Origin of the sequence: Rhodovarius lipocyclicus (assembly GCF_009900765.1) — a bacterium.
Classification (GTDB): domain Bacteria; phylum Pseudomonadota; class Alphaproteobacteria; order Acetobacterales; family Acetobacteraceae; genus Rhodovarius; species Rhodovarius lipocyclicus.
The window spans coordinates 12,860-28,812 of sequence record NZ_JAAABL010000043.1; the positions used below are offsets into that span (position 1 = coordinate 12,860).

Here is a 15,953-nt window from a genome sequence, read left to right on the forward strand (position 1 = left end):
ATCGGGGTCCAGGGCCGCTACGGTCCTGGCGGGGAGCCGAGGGGTGGAACCCCTCGGTCCGCCCCCCTCAATCCAGCGAGATATTGTTCTCCCGGATGATCCGCCCCCAGCGTTCCGTCTCCGGCCCCATGCGCCGCGCGAACTCGCCGGGTGCGTTCTCCAGGTAAATCAGCCCCTGCTCCGCCAGGAAGGCCTGGGTCGCGGGTTCCCGGCCCACGGTGGTATAGGCCTCGTACAGCCGGGCCTGGATGGCTTCGGGCGTCGCCTTGGGGGCGATCAGCCCGTACCAGGTCACCACCTCGATATCGAAGCTCTGTTCCTTCAGCGTGGGCACATCCGGCAGGTTGGGCACGCGCTCGGGCGTGGTCACGGCGATGGCGCGCACCTGGCCCTGGCGCACCGGCCCCTGCATGCTGGGCAGCGCGTCGAAGAAGGCCTGCACGTCATTGGCCATGATGGCGATCATGCTGTCCTGCAGCCCGCGATAGGGCACATGCGTCATCGGCGCGTTCCGCCCGCCGCGCAGCAGCTCGAAGATCAGGTGCTGGGCGGTGCCCACGCCGACCGAGCCATAGTTCAGCCCATGCGGCCGGCTGCGGGCATAGGCCAGCAGCTCCTCCACATTGCGGATGGGCAGGTCCTTGTTGACCACCAGCACGAGGGGGGAGGCCGCGAACATGCAGATCGGCGCGATGTCCCGCAGCACGTCATAGGGCGGGTTGCGGTCCAGGTTGGGGAAGATGGTCAGGGGCCCCAGATTGCCCATGCCGATCGTGTAGCCATCGGGGGCGGAGCGCACGACATCGGCCACGCCGATGCGGCTGCCGGCGCCGGGCTTGAAGTCGTTAACGATGTTCTGGCCCAGGAGCCGGCCGACGCGCTCGTTGATGAAGCGCGCCACCACGTCATTCAGCCCGCCGGGGGCCCAGGGAATGACGAAGCGGATGGGGCGGTTGGGATAGGGGGCCTGGGCGGCGGCGAAGGCGGGGGCCATGGCCGGCGAGGCCAGAAGCCCCGCGAGGGCGCGTCGGGAGGTGTTCATGGGCCGGCAGGCTGGCGCCCCGCCCGCCCCCCGTCAACGCCGGAACCAGACCAAAGCGGAACAGGCGAAGCTGAGCAGGATCATGCTTGCCATCGGCATGCCCGTTCCATTGCTCCAGACGCCCAGAATGGCGCCAGAGGTGGCCCCGATGCCGAATTGCAGCGTGCCCAGCACCGCGGAGGCCGTGCCCGCCACCGAGGCGAAATGCTGCATGGCCAGCACGGTGGCCAGCGGCAGCACCAACCCCATGCAGGCCAGGAACACGAAGATGCAGCCGATGATCACCAGGAAGGGCGCGCCAAGCCAGCTGGCCACGAACAGCACCACGCCGTCGGCCAGCAGGAAGGCCACCACGCAGCTCATCAGCCTTTCGCGGGTGAAGCGTTCGGCCAATTTACCGGTCAGCTGGCTCATCAGGATCAGCCCGCCGGCGTTCAGCCCGAACCACAGGCCGAACTGGGAGGTGGGGATGTGATGCACCTCGATGAACACGCTGGGGGAGCCCGCGATATAGGCGAACATGGCGCCCGAGGCGAAGCCGGAGGTCAGCGCCGGGCGCAGCAGGCGGCTGTCGGTCAGCAGGCGCCCGTAATCGGCCAGCACGGCGGTGAAGGGGATGCGGCGGCGGCGCTCGGGCGGCAGGGTCTCGGGCAGCACGAAGGCGACCAGCGCCAGGGCCAGCGCGCCGAAGGCCGCCAGGAACAGGAAGATGGCGCGCCAGCCCGCCACATCCGCGATCAACCCGCCCAGGAAGGGCGCCAGCATGGGGGCCGCGCCCATCACCAGCATCAGCCGGCCCATCAGCCGCACCGGGTCGCGCAGATGCGCCACATCCCGCACCACGGCGCGGGAGACGACCATGCCCGCGCAACCACCCAGCGCCTGCAGCACGCGCAGCCACACCATGTGGCCCAGGCTGTCCGCCGCCGCGCAGGCCAATGAGGCCAGCACGAACAGCCCCACCCCGAAATAGAGCGGCGGCTTGCGGCCATACCTGTCCATCACCGGGCCGTAGATGATCTGCCCCCCGGCCATGCCGAGGAAATAGGCCGCCACCGTGACCTGGGCGGAGGCCGTGTCCGTGCCCAGCGCCGCCGCCATAGCGGGCAGCGCGGGCAGGTACATGTCGATGGACAGCGGCGCGAAGGCGGCCAGCATGCCGAGAATGATGGGAAGGGTGTTCACGCACCGCAACATAGGAGGGATGCGGCGGGCGGCTAGTCCCATTCCCGGGCTTGTCATGGCCCGATCATCTTCCCGCCCTCCCCTGGCCCGCAACCCTGGCGTGCAGCCCGAAGGCCGGGCTTGAAACCCCACCGCCCCGCGTGGTTTCTGGCTGCGATGCGCATCTATCTCGCCGGGCCCGACGTGTTCTTCCCCGATGCCGCGGCCCGTGCCGCGCGGCTGAAGGCGGCCTGCGCCGTGTTCGGCTTCCACGGCGTCTTCCCCCTCGACCCGCCGACCGAACCACCGCTGGTCGCGCCCGATTCGCCGGAATGGCAGCGCATCTTCCTGGCCAACGAAGCGCATATCAGGGGTTGTGATGCGCTGGTGGCCAACCTGACACCCTTCCGCAGCCCCTCGGCCGATGCGGGCACGGCATGGGAAATGGGGTTCATGCGCGCGCTCGGCCGCCCCGTGCTGGGCTGGACCGAGGACGAACGCGACTACGCCCCGCGCGTGACACCGGACGGGCTGCAGATCGAGGATTTCGGCCTGGCCGACAACCTGATGCTGCATGGCGGGGCACTGGCGGTGTTCCGGGGCGCGGGCGCGTTCGAGGCCTGTTTGCGGCATCTGAAGGGGTGAGCAGCCCAGGGGGCGCCGAGCCTGCCAACAGCGTTCTCATTGATTTTTATCATGAAAAAGGCGCCCCACCTGCCAAGGTAAGGCGCCAATTCCTGGGTTCAAAGGGTTGCTACAACCCTTTGCGGGGTGGTCAGGGGCGGCGCCCCTTGCTGGGGGTTCGGGGGCAACGCCCCCGCATCACGCCAGCGCCGCTTCCACCGCCTTGGCCACCGCGAACAGTTTTTCGTCCCCGCCATGCTCGCCCATCAGCATCAGCCCCACCGGGGCTTCGCCGGGTTTCTGGCAGGGCAGGCTGATGGCGCAGCGGTCCAGGAAGTTCCCCACCGAGCAGTTGCGCAGCATCAGCATGTTGATGCGGGTGAATTCGTCCACGTTCTCCACCGCCGCGATCGGCGGCGGCAGCAGCGGCACGGTGGGCATCAGCACCGCGTCGAAGGGCGCGGTTTGCGGCGCCACAGCCGCGATCACGTTGCGGCGGGCCGCCTGCAGGCTGATGTAGTCCTCGGCCGTCATGGCCGCGCCCCGGCGGATGCGCGGCGCGATGATGGGGTCATAGGCATCGCCCTTGCGGTCCAGCAGGTCGTGGTGCCAGGTCCAGGACTCGGCGGCGGTGAAGCCGCCCTTGGCGTTGATGGCGGGCAGGGCCTCGATGTCCGCGATGCGGATGTCGGTCAGCACCGCGCCCAGCGCCGACAGCCGCGCGAGCGCCGCCTGATAGGCGGTGGCCACCGCCTCCTCCATCCCTTGTTCCACATAGTTGCGCAGCACCGCCAGGCGCAGGCCGCGCATGGGCAGGGTGGCCGGGGTGGTGGGGGTATCGGCGATGATGCCGTCCAGGATCTGGCAGCAGGAGACGCTGCGGGCCAGCGGCCCCACGGAATCGAGGGTGAAGGACAGCGGCAGCGCGCCCGCCAGCGGCACGCGGCTGGCCGTCGGCTTGAAGCCCACGATGCCGTTCAGCGCGGCCGGGATGCGGCAGGAACCGCCGGTGTCGCTGCCCAGGCCGCCGAAGCCCATGCCCTCGGCCGCGGCCACGCCGGCGCCCGAGGAACTGCCCCCCGGCAGCCGCCCCGTCGCGCGGTCCCAGGCGGAGGCGGGGGTGCCGTAATGCGGGTTCACGCCGAGGCCCGAGAAGGCGAACTCGCTCATGTTCGTGCGGCCCAGGATGACGAAGCCCGCGGCCAGCAGGCGGGCCACCACGGGGGCGTCCTCGGCGGCCGCTTCCTCGCCCTTGCGGGCGACGGAGCCGGCGAGCGTCACCTGCCCCTTCTGGTCGAACAGGTCCTTGATGGTGACGGGGATGCCCGCGAAGCGGCTGGGGGCGCGGCCGGCGCGGCGCAGCGCGTCCATCGCGTCGGCGCTGGCCAGGGCAGCCTCCGATTGCAGGTCCACGAAGGCGCGGGGCTCGCGCTCCACCCGGGCCAGGGCTTCCTCCACCAGCGCGCGGGCGGTGGTGCGCCCGGCGGCGAGCGCCTCGGCGGCCTGTTCGATCGTCAGCATCGCGGAACCTTCCATCCAGCTCAGGAGGGGAAGTTTACGCCGCTGTGGGATCTCAGCCCATCCCCAGCACGTGCTTCATGTCGTACAGTCCGGGGGGCTGGCTGACCGCCCAATGGGCAGCGCGGACCGCGCCGACGGCATAGGCGGCACGGTCGAAGCTGCGATGGGTCAGCGCGATGTGCTCGGTGCCGGCGGCGAACAGCAGGGTGTGCTCGCCCACCACCTGGCCGCCGCGCAGCGCGGCGAAGCCGATGGTGCCGGTGCCGCGCGGGCCGGTGTGGCCGTCGCGCCCGCTCTCGATGCCCGCTTCCTCCAGCGTGGTGCCGCGCCCGCGCGCGACCGCCCGGCCGATGGCGACCGCGGTGCCGGAGGGCGCGTCCACCTTCTGGCGGTGGTGCATCTCCACGATCTCGGCGTCGTACTGCTCGCCCGGCAGGGCGGCGGCCATCTTCTCGGCGATGGCGAAGACCAGGTTCACGCCGGGCGAGAAATTGGCGGCATAGACGATGGGCGCGGCGCGGGCGGCCTCGGCCACCGCGGCTTCCTGCGCGGCGGACAGGCCGGTGGTGCCCAGGATGAAGGGCTTGCCCGCGGCGGCGGCGGCGGCCGCGTGGGCGGGCACGGTCTCGGCGAAGGTGAAGTCGATCACCACGTCGCTGGCCGCGAACAGGGCCGCGATGTCGGGGAAGACGGGCGTGCCGTGCGGCGCCGCCTTGCCGCCGTCGCGCAGCGTGCCGCCCGACAGGGTGGCGCCCACCTTGGCCACCTCGGCCGCCAGCAACTGGCCCATGCGGCCGGCGATGCCGGCGATACCGATACGAAGCGCCATGGTGCTCTCTCCCCTGATCCCGGCAGCGTGATTACGGCGATCCCACCGCCCGGGGCAACCCGGAGGCATGCATGACGTTCTATCCATAGCGGCACAGGCGCCGTGAGAGGAGATAACGCCATGAACCATATCGTACCCAATCAGGCCAATCCGCCGGCTCAGCCGACTCATCGGGACCTGACGGCACCGACGCATGGCTCGCTCATTGCGGGAGCGCGTGTCTCCGGCACGCCGGTCTATGATCTCGAAGAGAACAAGATCGGCACGATCGAGGATGTGATGATCGACAAGCTGCAGGGCAGCGTGGCCTATGCGGTGCTCAGCTTCGGCAGCTTCATGGGGTTCGGCGGCAAGCACTATCCGCTGCCCTGGTCGATGCTGCGGTACAACACCGTGCTGGACGGCTATCAGGTGAAGCTGAACAAGGCGGCGCTGGAAAACGCGCCGACGGTGGAGGAAAGCACCGGCTGGAACGAAGACTACGACCGCCGGGTGCGCGGCCATTATGACGAGGCCCTGTACTGGCCCGTCGTCTGATCCTGGCCGGGGGAATATGCCCCGGCGAAACGGGATCCCGGCGTCACACCGAGTGATGCGCGGCCTCCGGCGCCCTGCTGACAAGCGGGGAGCGCCGGGGGCCTTTTGTGATGCGGCTCCCTCGGCGGGTGCGGAATGTGCGGAGCGGCGGCGCGGAGAGTATGGCCAAGCCGTCATGAACTTGTTAGGACAGGCGCACAAGGAAACTGTCCCGGGATCGAACCATGCTCCCCATCCGTCGCCGCGCCCTGCTGGGCGCGGCTTTCGCCACGCCCGCCCTCGCCTCCATGGCCGCTGCCCAGGCACCTTGGGCCCCCACGCGCCCCATGCGCATGATCGTGCCCTTCGTGGCCGGCGGCAGCACCGACGTCGCGGCCCGCATGATCGCGGACAAGATGGGCGAACAGCTCGGCCAGCCCGTGATCGTGGAGAACCGGGGCGGGTCCGGCGGCAATCTGGGCGGTGAGGTCGTGGCCCATGCCCAGCCCGATGGCCACACCCTGCTGATGGGCACCACCGGGCTGCTGACCACCAACGCCTATATCTATCGCAACATGGGCTTCGACCCGGCGAAGGACCTGGCGCCGGTCTCCATGGCCTATACCAGCGACATGGTGATCGTGGTGCACCCCTCCGTGCGGGCCACCAACATCGCGGAATTCATCGCATTGGCGAAGGCGCGGCCGGGCAGCATCAGCTTCGGCTCCTCGGGCCATGGCGCCTCCACCCACACGGCGGCGGAGCTGTTCCGCCTGGCCGCCGGCATCGACATCCTGCACGTGCCCTATCGCGGCAGCGGCGGCGCGATGAACGACCTGATCGCGGGCAACATCCAGATGATGCTGGTGCAGATCGCGGCCACCACCGGGGCGATCCGCGACGGGCGCATCCGCGCGCTGGCCGCCACCGGCCCGCGCCGGCACCCGCTGCTGCCCGATGTGCCCACCCTGACGGAACAGGGCCTGCCGCAGGCCACCGCCACCAGCTGGGGGGCCGTCATGGCCACCGGCGGCACCCCCGCCCCCGCCATCGCGCGCCTCAGCGCCGCCTGCCAGGAGGCCCTGCGCCACCCGGTGCTGATCCAGCGCATGGAAGCGGCCGGGGTGGACCCGGCCAGCAGCAGCGCCGAGGACCTGGCCGCCTATATCGTGGCGGAGCGGGAGAAATGGGGCCGCGTGGTGCGCGAAGCGAACATCGTGGTGGATTAGGATACTGAAGCGGTTTCCGTTCGCACCGGCTCACGGCAACCGCTTCAGGTATTCGTTTTCACGATCATCTTTACCCGGTCAGATGATTCCATCTGATCGGATGATGATCTACCGGATCAGCGGCAGCTCCTTCAGCTCCGCCTCCGTTTCCTCCAGGAACAGCGCCACCCGGCGCGGCAGGTGCTGGCCGCGCGGCCAGACCAGCTGCACCGGCATGGCCGGCGGCTCGAAGTCCCGCAGCAGGCGGGTGAAGCGCCCGCGCGCGATATCCTCCAGCACCTGATAGGACAGGGCGGTGGCGATGCCATGCCCGGCCGCCGCGATGGCCAGCCCGGCCTCGACATGCGTCACGGTCAGGCGCGGGGTGAAACGGTGCACCACCTCCCGCCCCTTCTGCCGGAAGCGCCATTCGCGCGGGACCGGGCGGCTGGCCGTAAAGATCAGGCTGTGCCCGGCGAGGTCGGCGGGGGTCAGCGGTTCCCCATGCGCGGCCAGATAGGCGGGGCTGGCGACCAGCACGCGCCGCACCTCTCCCACCCGGCGGGTGTGCAGGCTGGCCTGGGTCACCTGGCCGATGCGCAGCGCCACGTCCTGGCCGTCCTCGATCATGTCCAGGTTGCGGTCCGACAAGGTGAGTTCGGCCCGGATGCCCGGGTGCCGGGCCAGGAAGCCCGCCAGCAGGGGCGCGATGTGCCGCCCGCCGAAGATCACCGGGGCGGTGATGCGCAACAGCCCCTCCGGCTGGTCCTCCTTGCCGGACAGGGCGGCGCGGTAATGGGCCAGCACCTCCCGCGCCTCGGCGGCCAGGCGCAGACCGGCCTCGGTGGGGTGGACGCTGCGGGTGGTGCGCTCCAGCAGGCGGGCGCCCAGCCGGGCCTCCAGCGCCTGCAGGCCGCGGGTCAGCGCCGGGCCGGAACGGCCGAGCCTGCGGGCCGCCGCGGTGAAGCCGCCGGTGTCCAGAATGGCGAGGAAGCCTTCCAGCTCCTCCAGCCTGTCGGTCATTGCTGCACCTGCTGAAAGAATACCTTGCGGCATCTGAGCATTCTTCCGGCAGCCGGCAAAGAGCAGATTATCGGGGCAAGGCAAGGAGGCCCGCATGCCCGAACCGATCCTCTATGGCACCGTCTTTTCCGGCCACGCCCACCGCGTGCTGCTGCTGGCGCGCATGCTGGGGCGGGAGATTCGCCTGGAAGCCGCCCCGCCCGAAATCCGCCGCACCGAGGCCTTCGGCGCGCTGAACCCGCTGCGGCAGATCCCGGTGCTGGTGGATGGCGATGTGGTGCTGCCCGATTCCAACGCCATCATGGTCTATCTGGCCCGCCGCCATGGCGCCGGCAGCGGCTGGATCCCCGCCGCCCCCTTGCAGGAGGCCGAGATGCAGCGCTGGCTGAGCCTGGCCGCCGGCGAGCTGGCCTATGGCCCCGCCCGCGCCCGGGTGGTGCTGCAATTCGGCGTGGAAGAGGACCTGCCCCACGCCCAGCGCATCGCCGCCACCCTGCTGGCCTTCATGGAGCAGCATCTGGCCGGGCGCGAGTTCCTGGTCGGCACCCGCCCCACCCTGGCCGACCTGGCCATGGCCAGCTACGTGGCGGTGGCGCCGGAGGGCGGCATTCCCCTCACGCCCTACCCCGCCATCGGCGCCTGGCTGGAGCGCCTGCGCGCCCTGCCCGGCTGGTTCGACATGCCCGCGCGCCCGCTGCCGGCGGCGTTGGCGTCATGAACCCGGCCTTCCTGCCCTTCCACGCCGGGGAGCGCGCGGCCCAGCGCCTGGCGGGGGTGGAGGTGGGCCAGGCCCCCATCCGCCCCTTCATGCCGGAACAGCACCGGGATTTCTTCCAATCCCTGCCCCTGCTGTGGCTGGCGCTACCCGATGAGCAGGGCGCGCCCCTGGCCGGGGTGCTGGCGGGCGAGCCTGGCTTCGTCGCCAGCCCGGACCCGCACCGGCTGGTGGTCCGCGCCCTGCCGCAGGCCCCGTTGGCGCCGCGCCCCGGCGCACCCATCGGGCTGCTGGGGCTGGAAAACGCCACCCGCCGCCGCAACCGCGCCAATGGCCATGTGCTGGCGCTGGAGGCCGGCGGCTTTTCCATTAGCGTGGAGGAAAGCTTCGGCAACTGCCCGCGCTTCATCACGCCACGCGCGCCCAGCCCCCATCCCCTGCCCCGCGCCAGCCTGCCACTGGCCGGGCTGGACGCAGCCGCCCGCGCCCTGATCGGCACCACGGATACGGCCTTCATCGCCAGTTCCGGCGCGGACACGGGCGGCATGGACATGTCGCATCGCGGCGGCCCGCCCGGCTTCCTGGCGCTGGAGGGCGAGACCATCACCATCCCGGATTTCCCGGGCAACCGCTTCTTCAACACCATGGGCAACCTGCTGCTGGAACCGCGCGCCGCGCTGCTGGTGCCGGATTGGGGCGCGGGCCGGGCGCTGCTGCTGCAAGGGCGCGCGCAGACGCGGTGGTATGAAAGCCGCGCGATCCTGTTCCACGTGGAGAAAGCCTGGTGGCAGGAAGGGGCGCTGCCTTTCGACTGGAAGTGATTGGGAGGGGCAAAGCCCCTGGCCGCCCTACACCTGGTGCTTCGGCGGCGCCCGTTCCATCAACCGCGCCCGCCACCCTGGCGGCAGTGCCCCCACCACCCGCGAGATCGCATAGAGCCTGCGCGGAAAGGCGATGCGCAGTTTCCCCGCCGCGATACCATCCAGCATGCGCCGGGCGGCGTCCTCCGGTTCCATCAGCCAGGGCATGGGGAAGGCGTTGCTGGCCGTCATGGGCGTGCGGATGAAGCCGGGGCACAGCGCGTGCATGCGGATACCGCGCTTACGTTCGGTGGCGTCCCGCGCCTCCGCCCAGCGCTGCACGGCGGATTTGCTGGCGCAATAGGCGGGCGCGCTGGGCCCGGCCACGAAGGCCGCCAGCGACGCCACCACGGCCACATGCCCGCGCCAGCCATCGGGGGCCGGGGCCTGGGTGGCCATCGCCTCGATCGCCGGCAGGGCGGTGTTGAGCACGCCGGTCACATTGGTGTCGAACACGTCGCGCGCCGCCTGGGCAGGTTCGGTGCCGTCGCCCGTGCCGGTGCCGATGCCGGCATTGGCCAGCACCAGGTCCAGCCGCCCAGCCTGGCTGATCCAGTCCTGCATCGCCGCCGCGTCCCGCACATCCAGCACCTGGGTGTGCACGGTGGCGCCCTGTGCGCGGCAGGTTGCGGCCACCGCCTCCAGCCGCGCGGCATCGCGGCCCGACAGATGCAGCGTGGCCCCCGGCAGCGCCAGCGCGCGCGCCAGCGCCACCCCGATGCCGGAGGAAGCGCCCGTGATCAGCGCGTTGGGGAAACGGATCACCCTTCGGCCTGGGCGCCGTCGCGCTCCAGCATCAGGGCCCGGGCCTCGGGCGGGATGGGCACGCGCCCGCCCGCCGCGTTGTCCACGCAGACGATGACCGCCGAGCACTCGAACACCCGCTGGCCGTCCTTCAGCACGACATACTCATGCACGAAGGAGGTGCGGCGCAGGCTGGGCACGGACAGGCACAGCTCCACCTCCTCCCCGAAGGCCAGCGGCGCCAGGTAGCGGACAGAGAGTTGCCCCACCACCGGCCCCACTGAGCGCGGGCGGAAGCTCTGCCCCAGGCTTTCCCAGTGCAGCACGCGCAGGTCCTCGAACCACTCCAGATAGGCGGTGTGGTTCACATGGCCATGCATGTCGCATTCGGACCAGCGGACCCGGTGCGCGCGCCGCAGGGCGGGCATCATGCGGCGGCCGCGCGGACCAGGCGCATTGCCTCGTTCAGATGCTCCGGGTTCAGCCAGCGGAAGACGCAGACCAGCCCCTCGGCGGGTTCCACCCAGCAGGTGGCGCCCCCGGCGCCGGAGAAGGTGAAGGCCCCCTCGCTGGCCGCCGGCCACTTGGTGCGGCCGGTGTTGAGCCAATACAGGAAGCCGTAATGCGGGTTCAGCGCGCAGGGGGTGATGGAGGCCTTCACCCAGCCCTCGGGCAGGATGCGCTTGCCTTCCCACACGCCGTCATTGGCGGCCATCTGCACGACACGCAGCTGATCCTCCGCGCAGATGGACACGCCGCCGCCCCAATGGGTGCCGCCGGGCACGGACTGCATGCGCTTGCCGTCCACCTCGACCCAGGCGGTGTCATAGCCTTCCCACTTCCAGGTCTCGCTGGCGCCGATCGGCTTCATCACGCGCTCGGCCCAGACCTCCGGCAGGGGGCGGCGGAACACGCGCAGCAGGGACAGGCCCAGCCGGTTCACCCGCACATCGTTGTATTCCCAATAGGTTCCGGGGGGCTGCAGGGCGCGGGTGCTGCGCTTGGGGCCCGAACCCTCTCGCGAGAGGGTGCGGCCGCGGTCGATCAGGTCGGACTTGCCGAACAGCTCGCCCTCCCATTCCGAGGTGTTGGTCAGCAGGTGCCGCCAGGTGATGCCGGCGTTCTGGGCGCTGTCGAAGCCGCCATCATCCACCAGCTCCCGCACCGGGCGGTCGATGTCGGGGATCAACCCGTCGCCCACCGCGATGCCGGTCAGCATGGACAGATAGCTTTTCGCCACGCTGAAGGTCTGATCGACCTGCTTCGTATCGCCGGTGGTGCCCAGTACCTGGCCGCGCTGGGTGATGATGGCATTCACTGGCCCGCGCGGATGCACGGGGCCCACGGGCGTGTTGTCCGGCGGGGGGTCGAAATAGCCGGAATCGAGATGGGCCCGCAGGTCACGCGGCCAGGGCGTTTCGTGCGCGGCGATGAAGGCGAGGGCGTCGGCGATGGTCGTCATGCGGCGCAGGCTACACGGTGGGCTGGGGCGGTCCAGCCCCGGGGCTCCGCCCCGGACCCCGGCAGGGGAGCGCGAGGGGGCAGAGCCCCCTCGTTCCTACGCCCTGTAGGGCTCGCCCAAGGTCTGCATCAGCCGGTTCGCCCAGGCGAACATGGCGACCGAGGAGATCACATCCAGGATCTCCTCATCCTTCATCCCGAAGCCGCGCAGGGTGGCGATATCCTCGGCGGTCGCCGCCGCCGGGGTTTCCGACAGCCGCACCGAGAAATCCACGATGGCGCGGGAGCGCGCATCCATCTCCGCCCCCGTGCCTTCCTTCACCAGCCGGTCCATCAGCGCCGGGTCGCCCTTCAGCTGCACATAGCGCTGGGCATGGACCGACAGGCAGTAGGGGCAGCCATTCATGCGGCTTTCGGCCGAGGCCGCCAGCTCCCGGTCCTGGCGGGAGGCACCGCGCGGGCCGTACATGATGGTGTTGAACAGCTTGCTGCGCTGGCGCAGCACCTCCGCCTCCTGCACCAGCAGCAGGTAGTAGTCGCTGGTCTTGGCCTTGGGGTGGCTTTCCTCCAGCACCTTGGCCTGGTCGGGCGTGGCCTGGGCCACATCCAGCACCGGCAGCCAGGATTTCCATTCCAGCGTGTCGGCGGTGAAGCCGAAATCGGCGGTATTGCTCATACGCCCCCCTCCAGCAGCTTCAGCCCATGCAGCATGCGCGTCTGATAATTCACATAGGCAATGAGCTGGGACAGCATCACCACATCGGCGGGGGAAAGGCCCGCGGCGGTCAGGGCGGCCACGGCGGCGGGCGTTGCCTCATGCGGGCGCAGGGTCAGCATCTCGGCATGGGCCAGCAGCACCGGCAGGCGCGGGCTGTCGCCGGCCTTGGGCGCATGATGGGCGGCCAGCGCGGCGCTGTCGTTCCACAACGCCACCTGCCGGGCCACGGCATGGCGCTCGGCGGGGGTCAGGCCTGAGGGGGCGTTGAAGATCGCGTCCTCGCTGCCCTGGGTGGCGTTGCGCACATCCGGGCGCAGGGAGCGCAAGGCATCGAGGTGGGAGCCGGGGGCGATACCCAGCAGCTCATCCAGCACGTCGGGCATGGAAACTCCGTGATTCGTGACAGCGCGCATGCTGCCACGAAGCCGGGGGCGGGCCTATTCCCCGTCCTTGTCCTTTGGCGCGTCCAGGTCCCGCGCCACCTCGGGGCGGCGCATCACCTCGGACATCTTCATCGCGTAATCCAGCGCCGTATCGGTCTGGAAATGGATGTCGGGGGCGTATTTCAGCCGGACGGAGCGCGCCACCTCGCTGCGGAACCAGGGGGCGGCATGGCGCAGGGCGGTGAAATGCTCGGGCGTTACGTCCCGGCCCAGACCGCTGATGAAGGCCGTCATGTGCTTGAGATCGGGTGAGGCCCGCACCTCCGTCACCGTCACGCGGATGGAATCCAGCGCGGGGTCGCGGAAATTGCCCCGGGTGAAGATGGCGGAGAGCGCATGACGCACTTCCTCCGCCACCCGGAGCTGTCGCTGGGAGGGGCCCTTCGGCCCCTCTCCGGTATCGCGGCGCTTCATGCGGCCGCGACCGTCTCGACCTCGAAGCACTCGATCTGGTCGTCCACGCGGATGTCGTCGTAGTTCTTGAAGGACATGCCGCACTCGTAACCCGAGGTGACTTCCTTCACGTCATCCTTGAAGCGGCGCAGCGTCGCGAGTTCGCCCTGATGGATGACCACGCCGCCACGCAGCAGGCGGAAGCCGCAGCCGCGCCGCACCACGCCCTCGGTCACGCGGCAACCGGCGATGTTGCCGAGGCGCTTGACCTCGAACACCTGCAGGATCTGCGCGTAGCCGATGAACTTCTCGCGGTGGATGGGCGCGAGCTTGCCCTTCACCAGCTTCTCGATGTCGTCCGCGACCTCGTAGATGATCGAGTAGTAGCGGATATCCACCGTATCGCGGTTCGCCATTTCCCGGGCCTGGGAGGTGGCGCGGACATTGAAGCCCACCAGGATGGCGTTGGACGCCTTGGCCAGCTGCACGTCGGATTCGGTGATCTGGCCGACGCCGGAATGCAGCACCCGCACCTTCACCTCATCATTGCCGAGCTTGCCCAGCGTGACGGTGATCGCCTCGGCGCTGCCCTGCACATCGGCCTTGATGACGACGGCCACTTCCTTCTGCTCACCCGCCTGGATGCGGGCCAGCATGTCGGTCAGGCTGCCACGGCCGGCGGTCAGCGCGGCGGAGGCCTTGTCCCGCAGCTTGCGCTGACGGAACTCGCTGATCTCCCGGGCGCGGGATTCGTCGTCCACCACCACCAGCGGCTCGCCGGCGGCGGGCACGCCGGACAGGCCGAGCACCTCCACGGGAACGGAGGGGCCGGCTTCCTTCACCTGCTGGCCCTTGTCGTTCACCAGGGCGCGCACGCGGCCCCATTCGGCGCCGGCCACCACGGTGTCGCCGGTGCGCAGCGTACCGCGCTGCACCAGCACGGTGGCCACGGGGCCACGGCCGCGGTCGAGCTTGCTCTCGATCACGGTGCCTTCGCCCGGGCGTTCCGGGTTGGCGCGCAGTTCCAGCACCTCGGCCTGCAGGCTGATGGCTTCGGCCAGCTTGTCGAGGCCCGTGCCCTTCAGCGCGGAGACCTGGATTTCCTGCGTGTCGCCGCCCAGGGCTTCCACCACGATCTCATGCTGCAGCAGTTCGTTGCGCACGCGGTCGGGGTCCACGCCGGGCTTGTCGATCTTGTTGATCGCCACGATCAGCGGCACGCCGGCCGCCTTCGCGTGGTGGATCGCCTCGACCGTCTGGGGCATCACGCCGTCATCCGCCGCGACCACCAGCACGACCATGTCGGTCACGCCGGCACCACGGGCACGCATGGCGGTGAACGCCTCGTGGCCGGGGGTGTCGAGGAAGGTGATGCGCTCACCATTCTTCATCTGCACCTGATAGGCGCCGATGTGCTGGGTGATGCCGCCGGCCTCGCGCGCCGCCACATCGGTGCGGCGCAGCGCGTCCAGCAGGCTGGTCTTGCCGTGGTCGACATGGCCCATGACGGTGACGACCGGCGGACGCGGCAGCAGCGCCTCATCCTCATCGGTGTCGCCCACCAGGCCCTGCTCCACGTCGGCGTCGGAGACGCGCTTCACGCGGTGGCCGAATTCCTCGACCACGAGCTGCGCCGTATCGGCGTCGATGCTCTGGGTCAGGGTGACCATCACGCCCATGCGGAACAGCGCCTTCACCACATCGCCGGCACGGGCGGCCATACGGTTGGCCAGCTCCTGCACGGTGATGGTTTCGGGCACCACCACTTCGCGCACCACGCGTTCCTGGCCGGAACGCAGACGGGCGAGCTCCTGCTGCCGGCGCTCACGCTCACGGGCACGCCGCAGGCTGGCGATGGAGCGCGTGCGCTCGTCCTCGCCCTCCAGCGCGGCCTGCACGTCGATGCCGCGGCCCGAACGGCGCTCGGCCGTGGGGGGCGCGCTTTTGCGCGTGGGAACGGGCGTGGTCTTGCGCGGCGGCGGGGCCGCGCGGCGGCGGCGCTCCTCCTCCGTGCCTTCATCGGCCGGGCGCAGGGACAGCCGCGCGCCCGGAGGCGGCGGAGAGGACGGCGCGCCGACCGGGCGGCGCCCGACGGGGGCGCCACCATCGGGGCGGGGCGGGCGCGGGCCACCGAAGCCGCCACCAGCACCGCCGGGGCCGCTGCGATCGCCATAGCCGCCACCGGCGGGGCGCGGAGCGCCAGGGCCACGGGGCCCGTCATTGCGATAGCCACCGCCAGCGCCACCGGGGCCGCTGCGGTCGCCATAACCGCCACCGGCCGGACGCGGCGCGCCGTAGCCGCCGCCTTCACGGGGCGGACGCGGGGCATCGCTGCGCGGGGCGTAGCCACCACCTTCGCGCGGCGGACGCGGGGCGTCGCTGCGCGGGGCATAGCCGCCGCCTTCGCGCGGGGCGCGCGGGGCATCGCTGCGATAGCCCCCGCCGGCACCCTGGCCATAGCCACCCTCACGCTGAGGGGGGCGCGGACCGCGAGGGGCGTCGCTGCGCTGATAATCGCCACGGGGCGCGTTGTAGTCGCCACGCGGGGCCGGGGCCTCGCTGCGGGCGGGCGGCTCGGCGGCGCGGGGCGCCTCGGCACGCACCGGCTCGGCGGCGGAGGGCTGCTGCACGGGGGCCGGGGGCGCGGGGTTGCGCGCGGCTTCCTCGGCGGCACGGCGGGCGGCGGCCTCGT

General features: G+C 70.8%; 16 protein-coding genes and 1 pseudogene. 5 read left to right on the plus strand and 12 right to left on the minus strand.

Translation table 11 applies throughout. The features are described from left to right. Positions 1 to 67 precede the first annotated feature (67 nt). Both GT007_RS18835 and GT007_RS18840 read right to left on the minus strand, forming a co-directional pair. A complete protein-coding gene (locus GT007_RS18835) occupies positions 68 to 1,042 on the minus strand; it encodes a Bug family tripartite tricarboxylate transporter substrate binding protein (protein WP_160123214.1) in 975 nt (324 codons plus the stop codon). A 33-nt stretch (positions 1,043 to 1,075) separates the two neighbouring features. Continuing rightward, complete coding sequence (locus GT007_RS18840) at positions 1,076 to 2,227, minus strand: multidrug effflux MFS transporter (RefSeq protein WP_160123215.1); 1,152 nt, start codon at positions 2,225 to 2,227, stop codon at positions 1,076 to 1,078. Positions 2,228 to 2,383: 156 nt separating this feature from the next. Between GT007_RS18840 and GT007_RS18845 the strand changes: the two genes are divergently transcribed. Continuing rightward, the gene (locus tag GT007_RS18845; protein ID WP_160123216.1) at positions 2,384 to 2,851 is read left to right on the plus strand and encodes a nucleoside 2-deoxyribosyltransferase; all 468 of its coding nucleotides are present in this window, start codon (positions 2,384 to 2,386) and stop codon (positions 2,849 to 2,851) included. Positions 2,852 to 3,028: 177 nt separating this feature from the next. Here the strand turns inward: GT007_RS18845 and GT007_RS18850 are convergent, their stop codons facing one another. Both GT007_RS18850 and dapB read right to left on the minus strand, forming a co-directional pair. Continuing rightward, entirely contained in the window at positions 3,029 to 4,351 is a 1,323-nt protein-coding gene (locus GT007_RS18850) for an amidase (RefSeq protein WP_160123217.1), read from the minus strand. 52 nt (positions 4,352 to 4,403) lie between these two features. Next, the gene (dapB, locus tag GT007_RS18855; protein ID WP_160123218.1) at positions 4,404 to 5,180 is read right to left on the minus strand and encodes a 4-hydroxy-tetrahydrodipicolinate reductase; all 777 of its coding nucleotides are present in this window, start codon (positions 5,178 to 5,180) and stop codon (positions 4,404 to 4,406) included. A 120-nt stretch (positions 5,181 to 5,300) separates the two neighbouring features. On the opposite strand from dapB, the gene GT007_RS18860 reads away from it, so the two are divergent. Then, a complete protein-coding gene (locus GT007_RS18860) occupies positions 5,301 to 5,717 on the plus strand; it encodes a PRC-barrel domain-containing protein (protein WP_160123219.1) in 417 nt (138 codons plus the stop codon). Positions 5,718 to 5,941: 224 nt separating this feature from the next. After that, positions 5,942 to 6,925, plus strand: coding sequence for a Bug family tripartite tricarboxylate transporter substrate binding protein (locus GT007_RS18865; protein ID WP_160123220.1), 984 nt, complete (start codon positions 5,942 to 5,944; stop codon positions 6,923 to 6,925). A 108-nt stretch (positions 6,926 to 7,033) separates the two neighbouring features. Here GT007_RS18865 and GT007_RS18870 read toward each other — a convergent pair whose 3' ends face one another. Then, entirely contained in the window at positions 7,034 to 7,927 is an 894-nt protein-coding gene (locus GT007_RS18870) for a LysR family transcriptional regulator (RefSeq protein ID WP_160123221.1), read from the minus strand. A gap of 94 nt (positions 7,928 to 8,021) precedes the next feature. Between GT007_RS18870 and GT007_RS18875 the strand changes: the two genes are divergently transcribed. Together GT007_RS18875 and GT007_RS18880 are read left to right on the plus strand one after the other, a co-directional pair. Next, positions 8,022 to 8,645: a glutathione S-transferase family protein gene (locus tag GT007_RS18875; protein WP_160123222.1), complete on the plus strand. Its 624-nt coding sequence runs from the start codon at positions 8,022 to 8,024 to the stop codon at positions 8,643 to 8,645. After that, positions 8,642 to 9,463 carry a pyridoxamine 5'-phosphate oxidase family protein gene (locus tag GT007_RS18880; protein ID WP_160123223.1) on the plus strand — a complete coding sequence of 274 codons (822 nt, stop codon included), beginning with the start codon at positions 8,642 to 8,644 and terminating at the stop codon, positions 9,461 to 9,463. Before GT007_RS18875 ends, GT007_RS18880 begins: the two co-directional genes overlap by 4 nt. 27 nt (positions 9,464 to 9,490) lie before the next feature. Here GT007_RS18880 and GT007_RS18885 read toward each other — a convergent pair whose 3' ends face one another. From GT007_RS18885 to infB, 7 genes and pseudogenes are all read right to left on the minus strand, one after another. Then, the gene (locus GT007_RS18885) at positions 9,491 to 10,267 is read right to left on the minus strand and encodes an SDR family NAD(P)-dependent oxidoreductase (RefSeq protein ID WP_236571753.1); all 777 of its coding nucleotides are present in this window, start codon (positions 10,265 to 10,267) and stop codon (positions 9,491 to 9,493) included. Next, positions 10,264 to 10,677, minus strand: coding sequence for an acyl-CoA thioesterase (locus GT007_RS18890; protein WP_160123224.1), 414 nt, complete (start codon positions 10,675 to 10,677; stop codon positions 10,264 to 10,266). The genes GT007_RS18885 and GT007_RS18890 overlap by 4 nt, the downstream gene beginning before the upstream one ends. Then, positions 10,674 to 11,708 carry a serine hydrolase domain-containing protein gene (locus GT007_RS18895; protein WP_160123225.1) on the minus strand — a complete coding sequence of 345 codons (1,035 nt, stop codon included), beginning with the start codon at positions 11,706 to 11,708 and terminating at the stop codon, positions 10,674 to 10,676. Before GT007_RS18895 ends, GT007_RS18890 begins: the two co-directional genes overlap by 4 nt. A gap of 96 nt (positions 11,709 to 11,804) precedes the next feature. Further along, complete coding sequence (locus GT007_RS18900; protein WP_160123226.1) at positions 11,805 to 12,383, minus strand: peroxidase-related enzyme; 579 nt, start codon at positions 12,381 to 12,383, stop codon at positions 11,805 to 11,807. Next, entirely contained in the window at positions 12,380 to 12,808 is a 429-nt protein-coding gene (locus GT007_RS18905; protein ID WP_160123227.1) for a CMD domain-containing protein, read from the minus strand. The genes GT007_RS18900 and GT007_RS18905 overlap by 4 nt, the downstream gene beginning before the upstream one ends. A 54-nt stretch (positions 12,809 to 12,862) precedes the next feature. Beyond that, positions 12,863 to 13,282 carry a 30S ribosome-binding factor RbfA gene (gene rbfA, locus GT007_RS18910; protein ID WP_160123228.1) on the minus strand — a complete coding sequence of 140 codons (420 nt, stop codon included), beginning with the start codon at positions 13,280 to 13,282 and terminating at the stop codon, positions 12,863 to 12,865. Then, a pseudogene (infB, locus tag GT007_RS18915) lies at positions 13,279 to 15,719 on the minus strand (translation initiation factor IF-2). The gene rbfA and the pseudogene infB overlap by 4 nt, the downstream one beginning before the upstream one ends. Between the last annotated feature and the right edge of the window lie 234 nt (positions 15,720 to 15,953).